Origin of the sequence: Maridesulfovibrio sp., assembly GCF_963676065.1 — a bacterium.
Classification (GTDB): domain Bacteria; phylum Desulfobacterota; class Desulfovibrionia; order Desulfovibrionales; family Desulfovibrionaceae; genus Maridesulfovibrio.
Map to the genome: position 1 here is coordinate 1,484,049 of NZ_OY780933.1, position 14,770 is coordinate 1,498,818.

16 protein-coding genes are annotated in these 14,770 nt (G+C 47.7%); 9 read left to right on the top strand and 7 right to left on the bottom strand.

Annotation, left to right across the window (positions count from 1 at the left end; translation table 11 throughout):
• Positions 1-5: 5 nt before the first annotated feature.
• From ACKU35_RS06515 to ACKU35_RS06525, 3 genes are all read left to right on the top strand, one after another.
• Positions 6-872: an RluA family pseudouridine synthase gene (locus ACKU35_RS06515; RefSeq protein ID WP_319764264.1), complete on the top strand. Its 867-nt coding sequence runs from the start codon at positions 6-8 to the stop codon at positions 870-872.
• Positions 873-1,060: 188 nt separating this feature from the next.
• Positions 1,061-1,600, top strand: coding sequence for a DUF2975 domain-containing protein (locus tag ACKU35_RS06520; RefSeq protein WP_319764266.1), 540 nt, complete (start codon positions 1,061-1,063; stop codon positions 1,598-1,600).
• Between the two features lie 9 nt (positions 1,601-1,609).
• Positions 1,610-1,831, top strand: coding sequence for a helix-turn-helix transcriptional regulator (locus tag ACKU35_RS06525; RefSeq protein ID WP_319764267.1), 222 nt, complete (start codon positions 1,610-1,612; stop codon positions 1,829-1,831).
• Positions 1,832-1,974: 143 nt separating this feature from the next.
• Here the strand turns inward: ACKU35_RS06525 and ACKU35_RS06530 are convergent, their stop codons facing one another.
• Genes ACKU35_RS06530 through ACKU35_RS06555 form a run of 6 tightly spaced genes read right to left on the bottom strand, consistent with a single transcriptional unit; the run spans position 1,975 to position 7,069 of the window.
• Complete coding sequence (locus ACKU35_RS06530) at positions 1,975-2,349, bottom strand: 4Fe-4S dicluster domain-containing protein (RefSeq protein WP_319764269.1); 375 nt, start codon at positions 2,347-2,349, stop codon at positions 1,975-1,977.
• An 11-nt stretch (positions 2,350-2,360) separates the two neighbouring features.
• On the bottom strand, positions 2,361-3,437 hold the full coding sequence (locus tag ACKU35_RS06535; protein WP_319764271.1) for a nickel-dependent hydrogenase large subunit: 1,077 nt from the start codon (positions 3,435-3,437) through the stop codon (positions 2,361-2,363).
• A gap of 48 nt (positions 3,438-3,485) precedes the next feature.
• The gene (locus tag ACKU35_RS06540; RefSeq protein ID WP_319764273.1) at positions 3,486-3,857 is read right to left on the bottom strand and encodes an NADH-quinone oxidoreductase subunit C; all 372 of its coding nucleotides are present in this window, start codon (positions 3,855-3,857) and stop codon (positions 3,486-3,488) included.
• 20 nt (positions 3,858-3,877) lie between these two features.
• Positions 3,878-4,312: an NADH-quinone oxidoreductase subunit B family protein gene (locus ACKU35_RS06545; RefSeq protein WP_319764275.1), complete on the bottom strand. Its 435-nt coding sequence runs from the start codon at positions 4,310-4,312 to the stop codon at positions 3,878-3,880.
• A gap of 4 nt (positions 4,313-4,316) precedes the next feature.
• Positions 4,317-5,165 carry a complex I subunit 1 family protein gene (locus tag ACKU35_RS06550; RefSeq protein WP_319764277.1) on the bottom strand — a complete coding sequence of 283 codons (849 nt, stop codon included), beginning with the start codon at positions 5,163-5,165 and terminating at the stop codon, positions 4,317-4,319.
• Positions 5,165-7,069, bottom strand: a complete 1,905-nt coding sequence (locus ACKU35_RS06555; protein WP_319764279.1) for a proton-conducting transporter membrane subunit — start codon at positions 7,067-7,069, stop codon at positions 5,165-5,167. The genes ACKU35_RS06550 and ACKU35_RS06555 overlap by 1 nt, the downstream gene beginning before the upstream one ends.
• Before the next feature lie 313 nt (positions 7,070-7,382).
• Between ACKU35_RS06555 and ACKU35_RS06560 the strand changes: the two genes are divergently transcribed.
• Entirely contained in the window at positions 7,383-7,880 is a 498-nt protein-coding gene (locus ACKU35_RS06560; protein ID WP_319764281.1) for a C40 family peptidase, read from the top strand.
• 56 nt (positions 7,881-7,936) lie between these two features.
• Here ACKU35_RS06560 and ACKU35_RS06565 read toward each other — a convergent pair whose 3' ends face one another.
• The gene (locus tag ACKU35_RS06565) at positions 7,937-8,455 is read right to left on the bottom strand and encodes a hypothetical protein (RefSeq protein WP_319764283.1); all 519 of its coding nucleotides are present in this window, start codon (positions 8,453-8,455) and stop codon (positions 7,937-7,939) included.
• A 562-nt stretch (positions 8,456-9,017) separates the two neighbouring features.
• Between ACKU35_RS06565 and ACKU35_RS06570 the strand changes: the two genes are divergently transcribed.
• The 5 genes from ACKU35_RS06570 to ACKU35_RS06590 all read left to right on the top strand — a co-directional run bounded on the left by ACKU35_RS06570 (position 9,018) and on the right by ACKU35_RS06590 (position 14,742).
• Entirely contained in the window at positions 9,018-9,305 is a 288-nt protein-coding gene (locus tag ACKU35_RS06570; protein ID WP_319764285.1) for a zinc ribbon domain-containing protein, read from the top strand.
• 170 nt (positions 9,306-9,475) lie between these two features.
• Complete coding sequence (gene purB, locus ACKU35_RS06575; protein WP_319764287.1) at positions 9,476-10,771, top strand: adenylosuccinate lyase; 1,296 nt, start codon at positions 9,476-9,478, stop codon at positions 10,769-10,771.
• Between the two features lie 308 nt (positions 10,772-11,079).
• Positions 11,080-12,336 (top strand): L,D-transpeptidase family protein, encoded by a 1,257-nt coding sequence (locus tag ACKU35_RS06580; protein WP_319764289.1) that lies wholly within the window; start codon positions 11,080-11,082, stop codon positions 12,334-12,336.
• Entirely contained in the window at positions 12,336-13,040 is a 705-nt protein-coding gene (locus ACKU35_RS06585; RefSeq protein ID WP_319764291.1) for a hypothetical protein, read from the top strand. Before ACKU35_RS06580 ends, ACKU35_RS06585 begins: the two co-directional genes overlap by 1 nt.
• 43 nt (positions 13,041-13,083) lie before the next feature.
• Positions 13,084-14,742: a M99 family carboxypeptidase catalytic domain-containing protein gene (locus tag ACKU35_RS06590; RefSeq protein ID WP_319764292.1), complete on the top strand. Its 1,659-nt coding sequence runs from the start codon at positions 13,084-13,086 to the stop codon at positions 14,740-14,742.
• Positions 14,743-14,770: the final 28 nt, after the last annotated feature.

Here is a 14,770-nt window from a genome sequence, read left to right on the forward strand (position 1 = left end):
AAAAAATGGCTGCTGAATTTGTAGAAGTAACCAAAGCCGAAGCAGGGCAGAAGCTGGTCCGCTTTCTGGAGCGAAGGGTGGACAGTGCTGTTCCTCGTTCGGCCATTATGCGCTGGATTCGCAAAGGTAATGTGCGGGTCGATAAAGGGCGTTGCAAGCCTTTCGATCTGGTAAAAGAAGGTCAGACGGTGCGTATCCCGCCGTATCAGGCGGAGGAAACGAAGGGGAAGAAGCTGCCCGCATTACCGATAATTTATGAGGACGATGATTATCTGGCTGTCTGCAAGCCTGCCGGGTTGCCTACACAAGGTGGAACAGGGCATGAGGATTCCGTCGCGGACCGTCTTCTTTCCATGTTTGCTGATGCTCCCTACAAACCCGCTCCGGCGCATAGATTGGATCGCGATACGTCCGGAGTAATCCTTGCGGGTAAATCTCATAAGGGGCAGAAAAATCTGTCTGTCTTTTTTGCTGAACACGGCGAAGGTGGAAAATATTATCTTGCGGAGGTTGATGGATGCTGGCCTCATGATGACTGGACCGAGTTGCGGGATATGATGGAAAAGCGCGGTCCCAAGGGACGCGAAAAGGTTGTGGTTGGTTCAGGTAAAGAGGCCGTAAGCTCTGTTTGTACTGTAAAAAAAGGCGAAAAGGCATCGCTGCTTATCGTAAAGCTTCATACCGGACGTACCCACCAGATAAGGGTACAGCTTTCCTCGCGCGGATTTCCCATTATCGGAGATTCCAAATATGGCGGTAAAAATGGATCAATGAAATTACACTGCCTGCGTATAGAAACCCCTTGGTTTACTGCCTTCTGTTCACCTGATTGGGATAGTCTGCCTGAAATTTCCGAATGTTATTTTCTTTAAACTCAATTTAATTTTCTGGATACCAGAGTTCTAAAAATAAGACAGTTGTACTTGTTTCAGCTGTCTTTTTTTTGGCGTTTTGATAAAAGGAAGTTTATGTTTCACGGTATCAAGTTATTGACAAACGATAACTACTTTATGTAATACGGTAAGTGGGTGAGGGGAAAACTACTAAAAAGGAGGCACTGATGGAAAACATTAAGAAGATGAGTATTTTTTTAAAGTATGCATTTTTACTGACATTAATAGTCATCCCCATTCTTGAGTTTGCCGGATGGTTTTTATTTGATGGTAACCCGCAATCGTTTTTTATTTCAGAATTTTTGGTCGTAATAGACCCTGATTACTTGTCGGGGTTGACTGGCGAGCAAAAAGTATTTGGAGCATTAGTCTCTGTCCCGTACGCCGCTCTGAAAATGTATTGCTGCTGGCAGATGGTCAAATTGTTCGAGCTTTATTCACATGGCCGAATTTTCACTGCCGACAACTCTATGTGTTACAGAAAAGCAGCATGGGCGTTGCTCATAGGAGAGATTGTCTATCCCTTTATCCAGTCCGCGGCTTCGTATATTGCAACTATGAATAATGCGGTAGGTGAGAGGCTTATTTGCGTTTCTTTTGACGATACCAATATGGGTAACATCGTTGTCGCTTGTGTCGTTCTGGCCATATCATGGGTTATGGATGAAGGGCGCAAGCTTCAGGATGAAGCTGAATTAACCATTTAAGGGATTGATATGCCGATACTTGTCAACCTCGATGTAATGCTGGCTAAGCGTAAAGTTTCTTCCAAGGAATTAGCGAAATCGGTTGGAATTACTCCGCAGAATTTGTCTGTGCTTAAGACCGGAAAGGCCAAAGCTATAAGATTCAGCACTCTTGATGCAATCTGTACGGTTTTGGAATGTCAGCCCGGTGATATTCTGGAATTTAAGGCTGAAAAAGACGATGATTTTTAATTTTCTTGACGGCAGGGGCAGGATGTGACCGGTTTCATATAGAACTGGAATCGGCGCGATTTATTTGCAGGATGGCGATTATAGCAAAACCCCCGCAATCTTATGATTGCGGGGGTTTTTTATAGTTCGAACTAAGCTTTGAATTACTTCTTGGCTTTTTTCTTCGGCGGTTTGACTTTGCCGGTCTGTTCCATCATCTGACGTTCTGCGGACGGTGCGCGGTGTACAGGTTTCATGTACAGGCTGTTTGTCGGGCAGTGGTCAACGCAAATGGAGCAGTAGACACATGCGAAAGGATCACAAGTCCATGTGCCGGTTCCGCTGTCTTTGTCTTTAGTGACGGTAATGCACTGAGAAGGGCATTTCATCTGGCATTTCTTACAGAAAATGCAGTCGTCAATGTTATTGAACAGTTCACCTCTGTATCGGTCAAAGGGCTCACGCTTTTCCACTGGATACATACGCGTGGAGCTCTTTGAAAGGAGGTTCTTCAGTACAGTGGGAGTCATGTTAAGCATGTCTCGGCCTCCTAGCGTTCCGTGCAGCTGATGCACGGGTCGATTGACAGAATAATAACCGGAACATCAGCCAGTTCGCAGTTGGGAAGCATCGCCAGGAGAGGCGGTATGTTTGCGAACGTGGGGGTTCTGATGCGGACCCTGTCAAGGAACTTTTTGCCGCTACCTTTTATGTAGTAGAGGCATTCTCCGCGGGGCTGTTCCACGCGGGTTATGATTTCGCCTTCGGGATTGCCTTTGCATGGAGCAGCGATGTCACCCTGAGGCATGCCAGCAAGGGCCTGTCTCACGAGATCTACGGACTGCAGAGTCTCACGGAAACGAACTGTGGAACGTGCCCAGCAGTCGCCGTCGTTTTCTACAATAGGTTCGAAGTCGATTTTATCAAATGCTGCGTACTTGAGCAGACGCATATCAGAAGCAACACCGCTACCGCGCAGGGTCGGTCCCGCTGCGCCGAGGTCGTATGCCTGATCTTTAGTCAGAACGCCGACACCTTTAGTACGGGTGCATACTGTGTAGTCGTTGAGAATGGTATTCTGGATTTCCTTGATTTCTTTTTCGGCTGCATCGAGCTCGGAAAGAATCCAGGAACACATTTCAGGAGTAAGGTCCTGACGGACACCGCCGACGATGTTCACGGAAGTGATTACACGTGAACCGGTGGTGGCTTCGTTGATATCCATGATGCGTTCGCGAATACGCCAGAACTGCATGAACAGGGCTTCAAAGCCGAATGCATCGGCAAAGAGACCAAGCCAAAGCAGGTGACTGTGCATGCGGTGGAGTTCAGACCACGCGGTGCGCAGGAATTTAGCCCGTTCAGGAATTTCAATTCCCATTATTTCTTCAATGCCCTGACAGTAGCACATTGAGTGGATGTTGGAGCAGATTCCGCAAACACGTTCTACAACCTGAATCATCTGGTGGTAATCGCGAATTTCAGCGAGTTTTTCCAGACCTCTGTGAACGTATCCGAGCGCGGGAATGGCCTCCTGTACAATCTCGTCTTCCACGACAAGCTTCACATGCAGCGGCTCCGGGAGAACCGGATGCTGCGGACCGAAAGGTATGATGGTACGTGCCATAATTTACCCTATAGTTGTTTTCGTCTTGGGTTCATCCGGGAAGACGAGTTATTTATTTACCTTCATCGCCTTTGTGTTGTTACACATGGGGACGATTGTTATTTCATCGTCAAGATACAGCTTGCGGCCGAAATCGAGCACAAGGCCTTCGAATTTAATATCGAATTGGTCCTGTATTTCGTTTTCGATAAGCAGTGCTGCAAAGTATACGCTGCTGATAGAGGGCACGGGGTTGTCCATGTCCACGGTCAGGCGCAGGTTGGTGAGTACTTCGTTTTTATCAAAATGGTAGATGATATCCGCTTTACCGCCACCGATGTTGGTGCAGGAGAGAGTGACCATACGCTGGCCGGTACTCTTCATTTTGGATACTTCGCCTACCAGGCTTTCCAGAGTTACATCTATCTGATTTTCAATCACGATCTTACCCCTCGTAATGTTTAACCTTTGAGGCCTTCAAACTTGGCAAGGGCTGCGACCACGCCGTCGATGATGGCTTCGGGTTTCGCCGGGCAACCGGGGACGTAAACATCAACCGGGATAACCTTGTCTACACCGCCTATGACGTTGTAGCACTCGCGGAAAATACCGCCGGACAGTCCGCAGGCTCCGATGGCTATAACCCCTTTAGGGTCAGGCATCTGATCATAGATGTTGCGTAACACCTTTGCGTTTCTGTGGTTGACGGTTCCAGTTACCAGAAGGACATCGGCGTGCTTGGGGTTACCCACGTTGACAATGCCGAAACGTTCAATGTCGTACAGCGGTGTCAGGCATGCCAGAACTTCGATATCGCAGCCGTTACAGCTTCCGCAGTCAAAATGCATGACCCACGGAGACTTGGCGCGTGAACTTCCAATGAATTTCTTGAACATAAGCTTAACCTGCGTACAGCCAGATGAGGTTTACGAAAGACATGGCCAGACCGATGCTCCATACGTATTTCAGCATCCAGCGCCATGTCATGCGCGCCATAGTGTTATCTATGACCAACTCCGCAAAGTAGGTGGAGACGATCAGAAGTACGCAACCAACAAGGCTGGTGTGCCAGAAGAGAGCGCAGATTCCGAGAATGAAGATAGTCTCGTACCAGTGGCCGATTTCAATAATGCCGAGATAAGGACCGGAGAATTCGGTCAGGAGCCCTTTGACCAGTTCCTGATGCCCGTGATGGGAAGTGGAAAAGTCAAAAGGTGATTTTCTCAGCTTAATGGTCAGCGCGTATCCAAGAACAACGAACATTAGCGGCAGCTGAACAAGCAGAGGCTGGTCAAAAGCCATGATCGCGTCAACCCTGAAGCTTCCGGTCACCATGAAAATGGATGCGAAAACGAGGATGAGGAGCGGTTCGTAAGTAAGTACCTGGATCAGTTCACGCTGTGCACCGACCTGACTGTAAGGTGACGGGGTTGAAAGACCGCCCATAACCAGGAAAACAGCACCGATAGCCTGAACAAAGAAGATCAGGACCAGGTCAGTTCCTGCGAAGAGCAGGCCTACGGACAGGGCTGCTGCAGCAAGGTATATCCATGAGCAGAAAACCTGCCAGAAGTTACTGACAACCTTGTCTTTGCCAAACAGTTTGGCAACATCATAAAAAGGCTGCAGAATCGGCGGGCCGAAGCGGGATTGCAGGCGCGCGGTAATGCGTCTGTCAATACCGGAAATCAGGCCGCCTAATATAGGAGCAATGACAATGCCGAGTATAAGTAGAATGATTGTTTTCATTACAGTGCTCCTCCCAGCATAAGAACTATGAGAGCAAGAGCAACGAAGTTTACCCAGAGGGTGAGTTTTTCTTCACCGAAGAACTCCTTCATGTAGTAGTTGCTTGCCTTAAGTTCTACAGGAGTATTCATGGGGCCGATGAAGGACTGAACTCCTATTTCAGGAACGTTGGCACCACACATGTATGTCTGGGAAGTCTTATCGCTTGCAGACTTCTTGGTCTCAATCCATGAGTAGATGAACACGGCGGCAAGCACGAGGAATATGGGGTAGACCGCAAAAACACCTATTGGTGATGCGAATACGCCCGCAGTGATTTCGAAGGTTTTGCCGACCATGGGTTCAATGAGCTTGGTGTAGATTACGGGTGAGAAGAAAGACATAGCCACCGCGAGACATGCAAGGGTAGTCAGAGTCAGTCTTGTCAGTATACTTTGTGATTCCGCGGGAACCTTGTCGCGCAGGGGTGCAGTAAGCAGGATACCTGCCCATCTGGCCCAGAAGACCAGCGAAACAGCACTGCCGAGAGCGAGCATGGTGATGACGAACATGTCGCCGGATGCGGATTCGATTGCCATCCACTTACCGAGCAGGACGCCGAAGGGAGGCAGCAGCATAGTAAGTACGCCCACTATGGTGATTACCGTAGTACGGGGCATCTTGAGGTATAAGCCGTGCATGTCTTCGATGTCGCGGCTGCCGATGCCGTGCTCAATTGTGCCGACGCACAGGAAGAGCAGAGCTTTGGAAGCAGCGTGGAAGATAATCAGAATGATTGCCGCAGTGATAGCCCAGCTTGAATTCAAGCCGGCACAACAGATGATCAGACCGAGGTTACTGATAGTCGAGTAGGCAAGAATTTTCTTACCATTGCTCTGGCTGATCGCAATAGCAGCACATGCCAGAAAGGTGAACGCACCGCAAAGAGCCACGCCCTGACTGAGAAATGTTCCTGCGTAAGCGGGAGCGAGTCTCAGAACGATGTATACACCGGCTTTAACCATGGTGGAGGAGTGGAGCAGCGCGGAGACCGGAGTCGGCGCAACCATCGCTCCAAGCAGCCAGCTCTGGAAAGGAACCTGAGCGGCTTTTGTGAATCCGGCGAGGCAGAGCAGGCCCAGAGGAGCAAGCATAAGGCCGCCCATAGGACCGGCATGAATGATGACCTGAAGGTCAAGGGAGCCGGTTTCAGCGTAGGCCCAGATCATACCGAAGACGAAAGCGACACCGCCGAGTGCGTTAAGCATCAAGGCGCGGGTTGCGTTCTTAACCGCGATCTGGTTCTGATCATGCCCAATGAGCATGAAAGAGCAGAAGGTGGTCACTTCAAAGAAGAAGTAGAGCCAGAGAATGTTGTTGGAAAGTACCAATCCGTTCATAGCTCCGAGGAACAGAACGAGGTAGAAAAAGAATTGCGGTTGACGTGATTTTACAAGGTGCAGATGTTCTTCATGCTCTTTCATGTAAGGAATCGCGAAAATACAGATAAGCGATCCAATAATTGAGATGATTGCAACCATGATAAGAGAAAGGCTATCCGCAAAGATAGCGGGAGTCTCTACCGCATGGTCGACAACGAACAGCTCAAACGCAGCAAGCGGGATGATCTGCAGGATTACGAAAACCTTGATCATCTGATTTTTGAGTTTGAACGCGTAATAAAGCATTACGAAAAGCAGGGCAAAATCCGCCAGGGTTACGAGGGAATCCCAGTGGACTCCTACAATTGTACCTGGAGAATAGGTAAATGACCCTTGACCGAGCAGGGCAAGGGAGACCGCGGCAAGAACTACACCTGTGCAGAGTACGATCAGAGTCCTGATCGCGCTTACGCGCAGGAAATAGCAGCCGACAGCAGCCACCAAGGGCAACAAGATGGCCAGAACTAACATCATGGGCAACATACGGACCTCACTGTAACGCGATGTTGTACCAGATTTTGGAAAAAATACCTCAGCCGTGTTAACTTTTTAGGTTTCGTGTAACTCTTGAGAATGTTTCACTATTATCACCTAAACAGTAGAAATTTGTCTTCAAAATTTGAAGAAAAGTCAACTGCTAATTGAGCTGGAATGGGTTTAACTACCTATAGAAAAAGCTGATAATTGGAAAAAATATTGTGAAAAATTTAACCTTCTCTTTTGATGGTAGTGGTTAAATCTATTGTTAATGCCGATTATTCGAGGTAGAAACTATGCTATGAGTAGGGGGAGATAAGTGAAAAAAAAGATTTTGAGGCTGATATCTTTTTGCGTAATAGCTTTTTTTCTCTTTGGGTGCGGAAAAAGAGTCATCGGACCTGTCCCCGGAGTAAATCTCTCTTCCGGTTCAGCTGCTTTGAGGCATTCGGTTGTGAAGACTGCCCGTGCCCAGATAGGGAAGCCTTATAGATGGGGCGGAGCTTCTCCCGGTAGGGGGTTTGATTGTTCCGGTCTGGTCTGGTGGGTTTACAGGCGGCACGGGATAGATGTCCCAAGAGTTTCATGGCAGCAGAAATATGCGGGAAGGGCGGTGCCGGAAAGTAGTATTAAGGCGGGTGATATCGTTTTATTTAAAGTTCCGGGACAGGGGAAGAGTCTCCATACAGGGGTCTATTCAGGGAATGGTTATTCCTTTATCCACAGTCCTAAGAGCGGTTCTGTCGTGCGAGAGGAGTCCATGAAAAATAATTACTGGCGCAAGTATTACATTGGTGCAAGAAGGATTATCCAATAAAAAAAGGGAGCCACGTAGCGTGAGTCCCTTTTTTTTATTGCATATGAAATGATTCTTTATTGTACTGTGGAGCAGGTCGGAGGCTGAATGTGCGCTCCGCTTCCGGCATTTCCCAGTCTTTCAACATAGTTTTTAACCTCGTCCTGCTCGCGCCATCCTGCGTAGAGATCTTTCCAGTCTGCAAAAGACATTACTTCCGATTCGAGATAGGATTCATGACCTTTGATCCAGAGATTGAACAGGTACATTTCCATTTTGAAAGCTTTGGAATCGAAAACTTTAGGTACGATTTTATCACTGTATTTTGAACCGTCAAACCGGGAACCGATATAAGAACAGACGATTTTCATTGATCTCTGCTGATCGATTTCGTCATTATTCATCAGATCAAGCAGGCCTTTTAATCCGGGGAATTCTTTATCCACCTGATTACAGACTTCTTCAGGAACTTTGACCATCAGTTTTTTATCTTCTTCAAAGATAAAATAAAATCTTGTCCAATGGTCGAACATGAAAACTTCAGTTATATCTTCAACAGCTTTATCAAATGCTTTGTTGGTCTTGGCTTTCTTCATGGTATTCTCCTCACAGGCTTTTAGCCGGAAATATTAGTGTTTCTACAATGCTTCATTCCGGCAGGAAGTTTTATATGTTCATGATGAGGGCTCTAGTCAAGTCCTAAAAAACAGCTTAGATTCTTTTGTTTAGATATTTCAACGTTTTGATTTGTGAAAAAAATATTTAAGTCCCGGACGGCATAAGCCTGACGGATTGCGTTAACTTAAGTTCTTTACAATAGTGCTTCTTTTGGGGTAATGACACTTTCTTTGCAGCATTCAATCGTGCAGCAAGTACGAAAAAATATTTAGGAGGTCTCCAGATGGGTAGGCACAAAAAGATCGAAAGAAAGAAAGAACTTCAGCGTAAACGTCACCGCAAAGCAAAAAGAATTAAAGCTCGTATCGCAGAAGCAAAAGCCGCAGCAGCAAGCTAGGTTATTTTTACTGAATTGTTTCAGTTCTCGCACTGGCTTTTGTCCTTTGCGGGACTGATCCGGTTCAGAGCCCCTCATATGCAGGGACAGGTTCGCCGGCCTCGACGTTGAGGTGTGGCGCGCCTTTTTTATTGGAGGATATTATGCCGATTTATGAATATCAATGTCATGAGTGTCAGCAGATATTTGAAGAGTGGCAGACAAGCTTTGAAGATAAAGAACTGGAATGTCCGGTATGCGGTGGAGTTGCCACCAAGGTGCTGTCTCATTCCTCATTTGTTCTGAAAGGCGGAGGCTGGTATTCTTCAGGGTACTGTAAAACCGACTCAGCTGCCGGGAAAACCGGTAACTCGAGTCCGGCGGGAAGCAGTACCAGTGCATCAACTTCCTCGGATTCTTCCACAAAGAGTTCCGACAGCGCATCAAGTTAGCTGATATTAGGCCAGACGGCCCGGTGTTTTCCGGGCCGTCTGGCTTTTTTAGATATTGCTGCTTCGCGAAAACAACCTGCATCTTGTCTCGGCCTGCTGTTTATAATATAGTAGGCGGGATCGTCCCGAACATATTCTCACATTTTCAACAACTAACCGGAATAGGGAAAATGATTGAAAGATATACCCGTCCCGCAATGGGTGAACTGTGGACTCTGGAAAACCGTTTCAGGGTTTGGCTTGAAGTTGAAATCGCTGTCTGCGAAGCATGGCATAAACTTGGCCGAATTCCCGCAGAGGACATGGAAATTATCCGTGAAAAGGCTGATTTCGAGCTGGATCGTATCCTTGAAATTGAAAAGAAGACCAAACACGATGTTATCGCCTTCCTGACCGCAGTGGAGGAGAAGGTAGGTCCTTCCTCTCGTTTTATCCACCTTGGCTGCACTTCTTCCGACATTGTGGATACTGCCAACGGGGTTATGCTCAGTCGCGCAGGTAAGATGATTCTGGACGACCTCGACGAATTTCTGGTCACACTCAAGGAAATGGCTCACGCCAATAAAGGTCGTATGTGTATGGGCCGTACCCACGGCATTCATGCCGAGCCCACCAGTTTCGGCTTGAAAATGGCAGGGTTCTACGCCGAGTTTTCCCGTCACCGTGAGCGTATCGCCGATGCTTTGAAGAGTGTCAGCGTAGGCAAAATTTCCGGAGCGGTAGGAACTTATGCTTTGCTTGACCCTGAAGTGGAACGCATTACCTGCGAACTGCTCGGTCTCGGAGTTGATCCCATCTCCACCCAGATTGTTCAGCGTGACCGCCATGCTGATTTCTTTACCGCGCTTGGAATGCTCGGCGGCGGTATTGAGCGTCTCGGCGTGGAATTAAGGCATCTGCAACGCACCGAGGTTCTGGAAGTTGAGGAAGGTTTCACCAAGGGCCAGAAGGGCTCCTCGGCCATGCCTCACAAAAAGAACCCCATCTCCGCTGAAAACCTTTGCGGTCTTTCCCGTCTGCTGCGTACCAACGGACTTGTGTCCATGGAAAACATGCCGCTCTGGCATGAACGCGACATCAGTCATTCTTCAGTGGAAAGAGTCATTATGCCTGATTCCACCATTCTCGCTGACTACATTCTTGGCCGGATGACCGGAGTTATCAAGCGTTTGAAGATCAACGGTGACAACATGGACCGTAATCTCATGGCTTCTTACGGACTGTTTTACTCTCAGCGGGTACTGATCGCGCTGGTCGAAACTGGTCTTGAGCGTCAGAAAGCATATGAAATGGTACAGAAAGTAGCCATGCATTGCTGGGAAAACAAGGTCTTCTTCCCTGATGAAGTCCGCAAGGATGAAACCATCAATTCCCACCTTGATTCCGGTGCTCTCGATGAAGCTTTTGATATGGGCTACTACACCCGTTATGAAGATATGATCTTCAAAAGAGTATTCGGTGAATAGTTTGAAAATTCTCATTTTAAACTGATTATCACCCCCGGTGCAGTCGTTTAAGCTGCTCCGGGGGTTCTTTTTTGCAGGACTACTGTGTTTGTGCTAGAGTGATAAAAAGCAGCTTTTTAATCATTGGGAATTGTTGTAGTGATGGTGATAGAAACCGAAATTTCGCATAGTTGTCACAGCGTTGAATTTTAATTTTCTGATCACCTGTATAAGTGCATCTCTGGTTTTGGGAAGTTTTGTTAATGTTTTTTAATTTCGTCTTTTGTGCTTACGGGCGATGGAGTGACGGGCTCGGTATGATATATTTTTTGAGAGTTTTTACAGCAGTATGTATTCTGCTGACAGGACTTACCTCTACGGGATATACTCAAGGATGGAAGCCTGTAATCGAATCGACCCCGCTGATTCCTGATTATGTTCTGGCGGTGGATAAGGAATCCCAGAAACTGCATCTGCTGGTCCACAAGAGCCCTTTGCATGCTGAAGTCAGCTTTACCTGCGCTACCGGGCAGATTGCCGGAGATAAGGAAATTGAAGGGGACCTGAAGACTCCGGAAGGTGTTTATTTCATCACCGGGAAAAGAACCGGACTTAAGGATTTTGAACTTTACGGAGATATGGCTTTCCCGCTTGATTTTCCGAATCCGGTTGACCGTATAAAAGGTAAAACCGGTTACGGTATATGGATTCACGGGCGTGGCAAGAAACTTGTTCCCATGGATACCAAAGGCTGCGTGGCTCTGGTCAATTCGGACATTGATTACCTCGATCACAATATCAAGCCCGGTGCGCCTGTTGTCATCGGTGAAAATGTCGGCTGGAGTAACGGCGAAGAAGTGCAGTCCACAGAATCCGCTCAGCTGGAGAAAAAGGTCCGGAAATGGATTGCCGACTGGGAAGCACGTGATAGTGATTTCTTTGCTGCCTATGCTCCGAAACTTTTTGCCAAGTCGGAAGGGCGTCCTTTCAGAGCCTTTGAAAACAGGAAAAAAAGGATTTTTTCTCATGCCGGTTGGATTGATATCGAAATTTATAACCTGCACGCCCTGCGTGGCCCTGATTACTGGGTTACATGGTTCGACCAGTATTATCGTTCGGGCAGACTCTCCTCTTCCTCTGCAAAGCGACTGTACTGGCAGAAAGTGAACGGCGTATGGAAAATTGTCGGCCGAGAATACGGTCCGGCTATCCGATCTCTAAGGAATAGGTATCTGGAAACAAAGCTGGCGGGTGTGAAAGATTTTCTTGCTGAATGGAAGAAGTGCTGGCTTTCCGCTGATATTGATAAGTACCTCTCTCTGTATGCTTCCCAAGCGAGACAGGGACGCATAAAAGGAGTCTCTTCCATCAGGGAGAATAAACAATCCATTTGGAAAGAGCGCAGCCCTTCTACCCTTGATCTTGGTAAACCGACCCTGCATGAGAACCCACAGGGGCTGGAGGTCGTTTTCAGACAGAAATACTCCGATTCCTCTGGGTACAGTGATAAGGGATTGAAGACACTTATTCTCCGCCCTGAGCAGGATGGTTGGCTGATTGTAGATGAACAATGGAGAAAGCTTTAATGGGTAATACCAAGTATAATGTTCTATTTATGCGCGATGACGACAGCGTCAAGCGCTACCGCCTCAGTCCCTTTTGGCTGCGGGTCCTTCTGTGGATTGTCATCCTGCTGGCGATTTGTGCCGGTGCTGGGGCTTGGGCCGGATACACGTTCTGGACTGAGAACATGCATCTTAAACAGGATAAAATTGAGCTTCAGAAAAATTTGAGTGACGCTTCTGTACAGTTGGAGCGGCTTGAAAATGTTAATAAGATTCTAGATTCATACGACCCTAATGAACTGCAGTCTCTTCTGGCCGCGGTACCTGTAGAAGAAAAAAAGGTTGAATCCACTCCTGCGGTGAATCTGGATAAACTTCTCTTCTATAAAAATCTGATGCGGGCCGGGGTTGAAAATGTGAAGCTGCGTAAGTCCGGCGGCAGACTGGCTCTGAGTTTCGACCTGAATAATCTGCAGACAGCTTCTGCCTTGAGCGGGTTGGCTAAAATCGCGCTTATTAAGAACGATGGCAAAAGTGTTGAGATCAAGGCAAATCACAATGATATGTCTTTCCATATCCAGAGGTTTAAAGTGGTCAGGACCCGTTTCAGCGTGCCTTCAGGCTCGGAGCTTGATGATCTGTACGGAGTAAGGTTGATGATCACTACAAACAAGGGTGAGTTGATTTTCAGTGAAGTATATCCTTTATCGCGCTTTCTTAATTAGTTTCTTTGTCCTTTGTCTTGCCCTTCCTGCGAAGGCGCAACAGGTGAGGAATTATACCTTTTTTGAAGGTACACAATACCCCCTTCGGGTTACCTGGGTGTTCGGCGATGAGCCCGGCCCGGTGATCATGGTGCAGGGAGGTATACAGGGTGATGAGCTTTCCGGTTTTTTTACTGCCCAGCTTCTGACCCGCTGCAAAGTGCGTAAAGGAAGTCTGATCATAGTTCCACGGGCCAACGAGCCTTCTATTTTAAGACGCGCCCGCCAGATCAATGTTGATCTTAATCGCCGTTTCGACAAGGAATACAACAGCTTTTACGAAGATCGCCTCGCCAGAGCTATTCGTTTTTTAATTTCCGGTGCCGAGGGCTTTATCCACCTTCATGAAGGCAGCGGTTTTTACAATCCCAAGTATGTGAGCAATCTGCGCAATCCTAAGCGCTATGGGCAGTCTTTGATTATTGATGCCGCAGTGTACAAAGATATCCGGCTTGCGGATATGTGTGAGCGTGCAATCAAAAAACTCAACAGCAAAATAAGCAATAAATCATATTGGTTTACTCTTTTTAATACCAAAACTTTCGCTAAAGCCACCAAGTATCCCGAGATGCTTAAATCCCTGACCTGCTACGCCCTGCATGAGCGGGGAATTCCGGCTATGGCCGTTGAAGTCAGCAAGGATATTTTGGATCTTGGCTGGAAGGTTCGTCAGCAATTGCAGGCCACGGTTTACCTATTGCGGGAATTCGGAATCGAGCTGGATGTCCCTGAATTTTCATTTCCCAAAAATCAAAAAGGGCAGGATTTTGAGATTCTGGTCAACGGCAAACCGTTGCGGGGAAACAGTATTGAGCTGGTTCGCGGAGCACCTGTTTCCACCTCCGGTAAGGCAGTGGTTGATTCAGGTCTTGAACCGGCAGTGGCTGTTTTCGCGAGCGACCGGCCCAACCTTAATCTGCTCACCGCGCCGCGCATGGCTTTGTCGCAGTTCCCGGCCCTTGAGGTTCGCATTGACGGCAGCAGGCAGGCTAAGGCCCGTGTCCGCTGGAAAGGCAGCCGGTCTGACTTATCGGAAGTGAACGGACCTGTCTTTCTCTGCTGGCTGAATGGCCAGCCCCGGTTTATCAGAGCAGGGGGAACCCTGCCGGCAGTTGAAGGTGACCAGATTATTCTCGAAGGAATCCTCGGCAGCAGCAGTGAAGAAATATTGAATCTTAAAGGATTCGTAGCTTCAGTGACAGTTAATAGCGGTCAGGATGTGGGTTACGAGATAATAGCCGATCCTTCCAATTTTATGGAGAAATATAAGCTTGATTCTCAGGACGGTCTTGCCCGGTACAGAGTTGTTCGTGAAACACCCGGTAAAAAACGTTCAGAATTTTATTTGTCCATTGTGCCCCGCAGTATTAAGGCTCTTGAGTTGCAGGACGAAGCCGGCAACCCTGATCTGGTTAACTGGAAGAATGGAGAAAGAGTACCGCTCCGGCCTGATACTTACGTGTTGGAAGATGTTTGGAGTAACGGGAACCGTTGCAAAATTCAGCCTTTTGTTGATAATATCCCGGTAGCATGGGGCGAAACATTTGATGTGCAGTCCGGCAGAAAAACGGTTTTGACCATGCGTCACTCTACTACTTTTGTCCCAGTGGGGCAGATGGTTCTAGAGGGAACTGATTATCTTAAGAACCGGCAGGATCAGTAGAAAGTTCAGGCCGGAAGGGAGTCCGCGA

What these genes read in the sequence shown, in the direction of transcription:
- ACKU35_RS06515 (WP_319764264.1), top strand. Translation starts at nt 6, where the DNA reads ATGGCTGCTGAATTTGTAGAAGTAACCAAAGCCGAAGCAGGGCAGAAG.
- ACKU35_RS06520 (WP_319764266.1), top strand. Translation starts at nt 1,061, where the DNA reads ATGGAAAACATTAAGAAGATGAGTATTTTTTTAAAGTATGCATTTTTA.
- ACKU35_RS06525 (WP_319764267.1), top strand. Translation starts at nt 1,610, where the DNA reads ATGCCGATACTTGTCAACCTCGATGTAATGCTGGCTAAGCGTAAAGTT.
- ACKU35_RS06530 (WP_319764269.1), bottom strand. Translation starts at nt 2,349, where the DNA reads ATGCTTAACATGACTCCCACTGTACTGAAGAACCTCCTTTCAAAGAGC.
- ACKU35_RS06535 (WP_319764271.1), bottom strand. Translation starts at nt 3,437, where the DNA reads ATGGCACGTACCATCATACCTTTCGGTCCGCAGCATCCGGTTCTCCCG.
- ACKU35_RS06545 (WP_319764275.1), bottom strand. Translation starts at nt 4,312, where the DNA reads ATGTTCAAGAAATTCATTGGAAGTTCACGCGCCAAGTCTCCGTGGGTC.
- ACKU35_RS06550 (WP_319764277.1), bottom strand. Translation starts at nt 5,165, where the DNA reads ATGAAAACAATCATTCTACTTATACTCGGCATTGTCATTGCTCCTATA.
- ACKU35_RS06555 (WP_319764279.1), bottom strand. Translation starts at nt 7,069, where the DNA reads ATGTTGCCCATGATGTTAGTTCTGGCCATCTTGTTGCCCTTGGTGGCT.
- ACKU35_RS06565 (WP_319764283.1), bottom strand. Translation starts at nt 8,455, where the DNA reads ATGAAGAAAGCCAAGACCAACAAAGCATTTGATAAAGCTGTTGAAGAT.
- ACKU35_RS06570 (WP_319764285.1), top strand. Translation starts at nt 9,018, where the DNA reads ATGCCGATTTATGAATATCAATGTCATGAGTGTCAGCAGATATTTGAA.
- purB (WP_319764287.1), top strand. Translation starts at nt 9,476, where the DNA reads ATGATTGAAAGATATACCCGTCCCGCAATGGGTGAACTGTGGACTCTG.
- ACKU35_RS06585 (WP_319764291.1), top strand. Translation starts at nt 12,336, where the DNA reads ATGGGTAATACCAAGTATAATGTTCTATTTATGCGCGATGACGACAGC.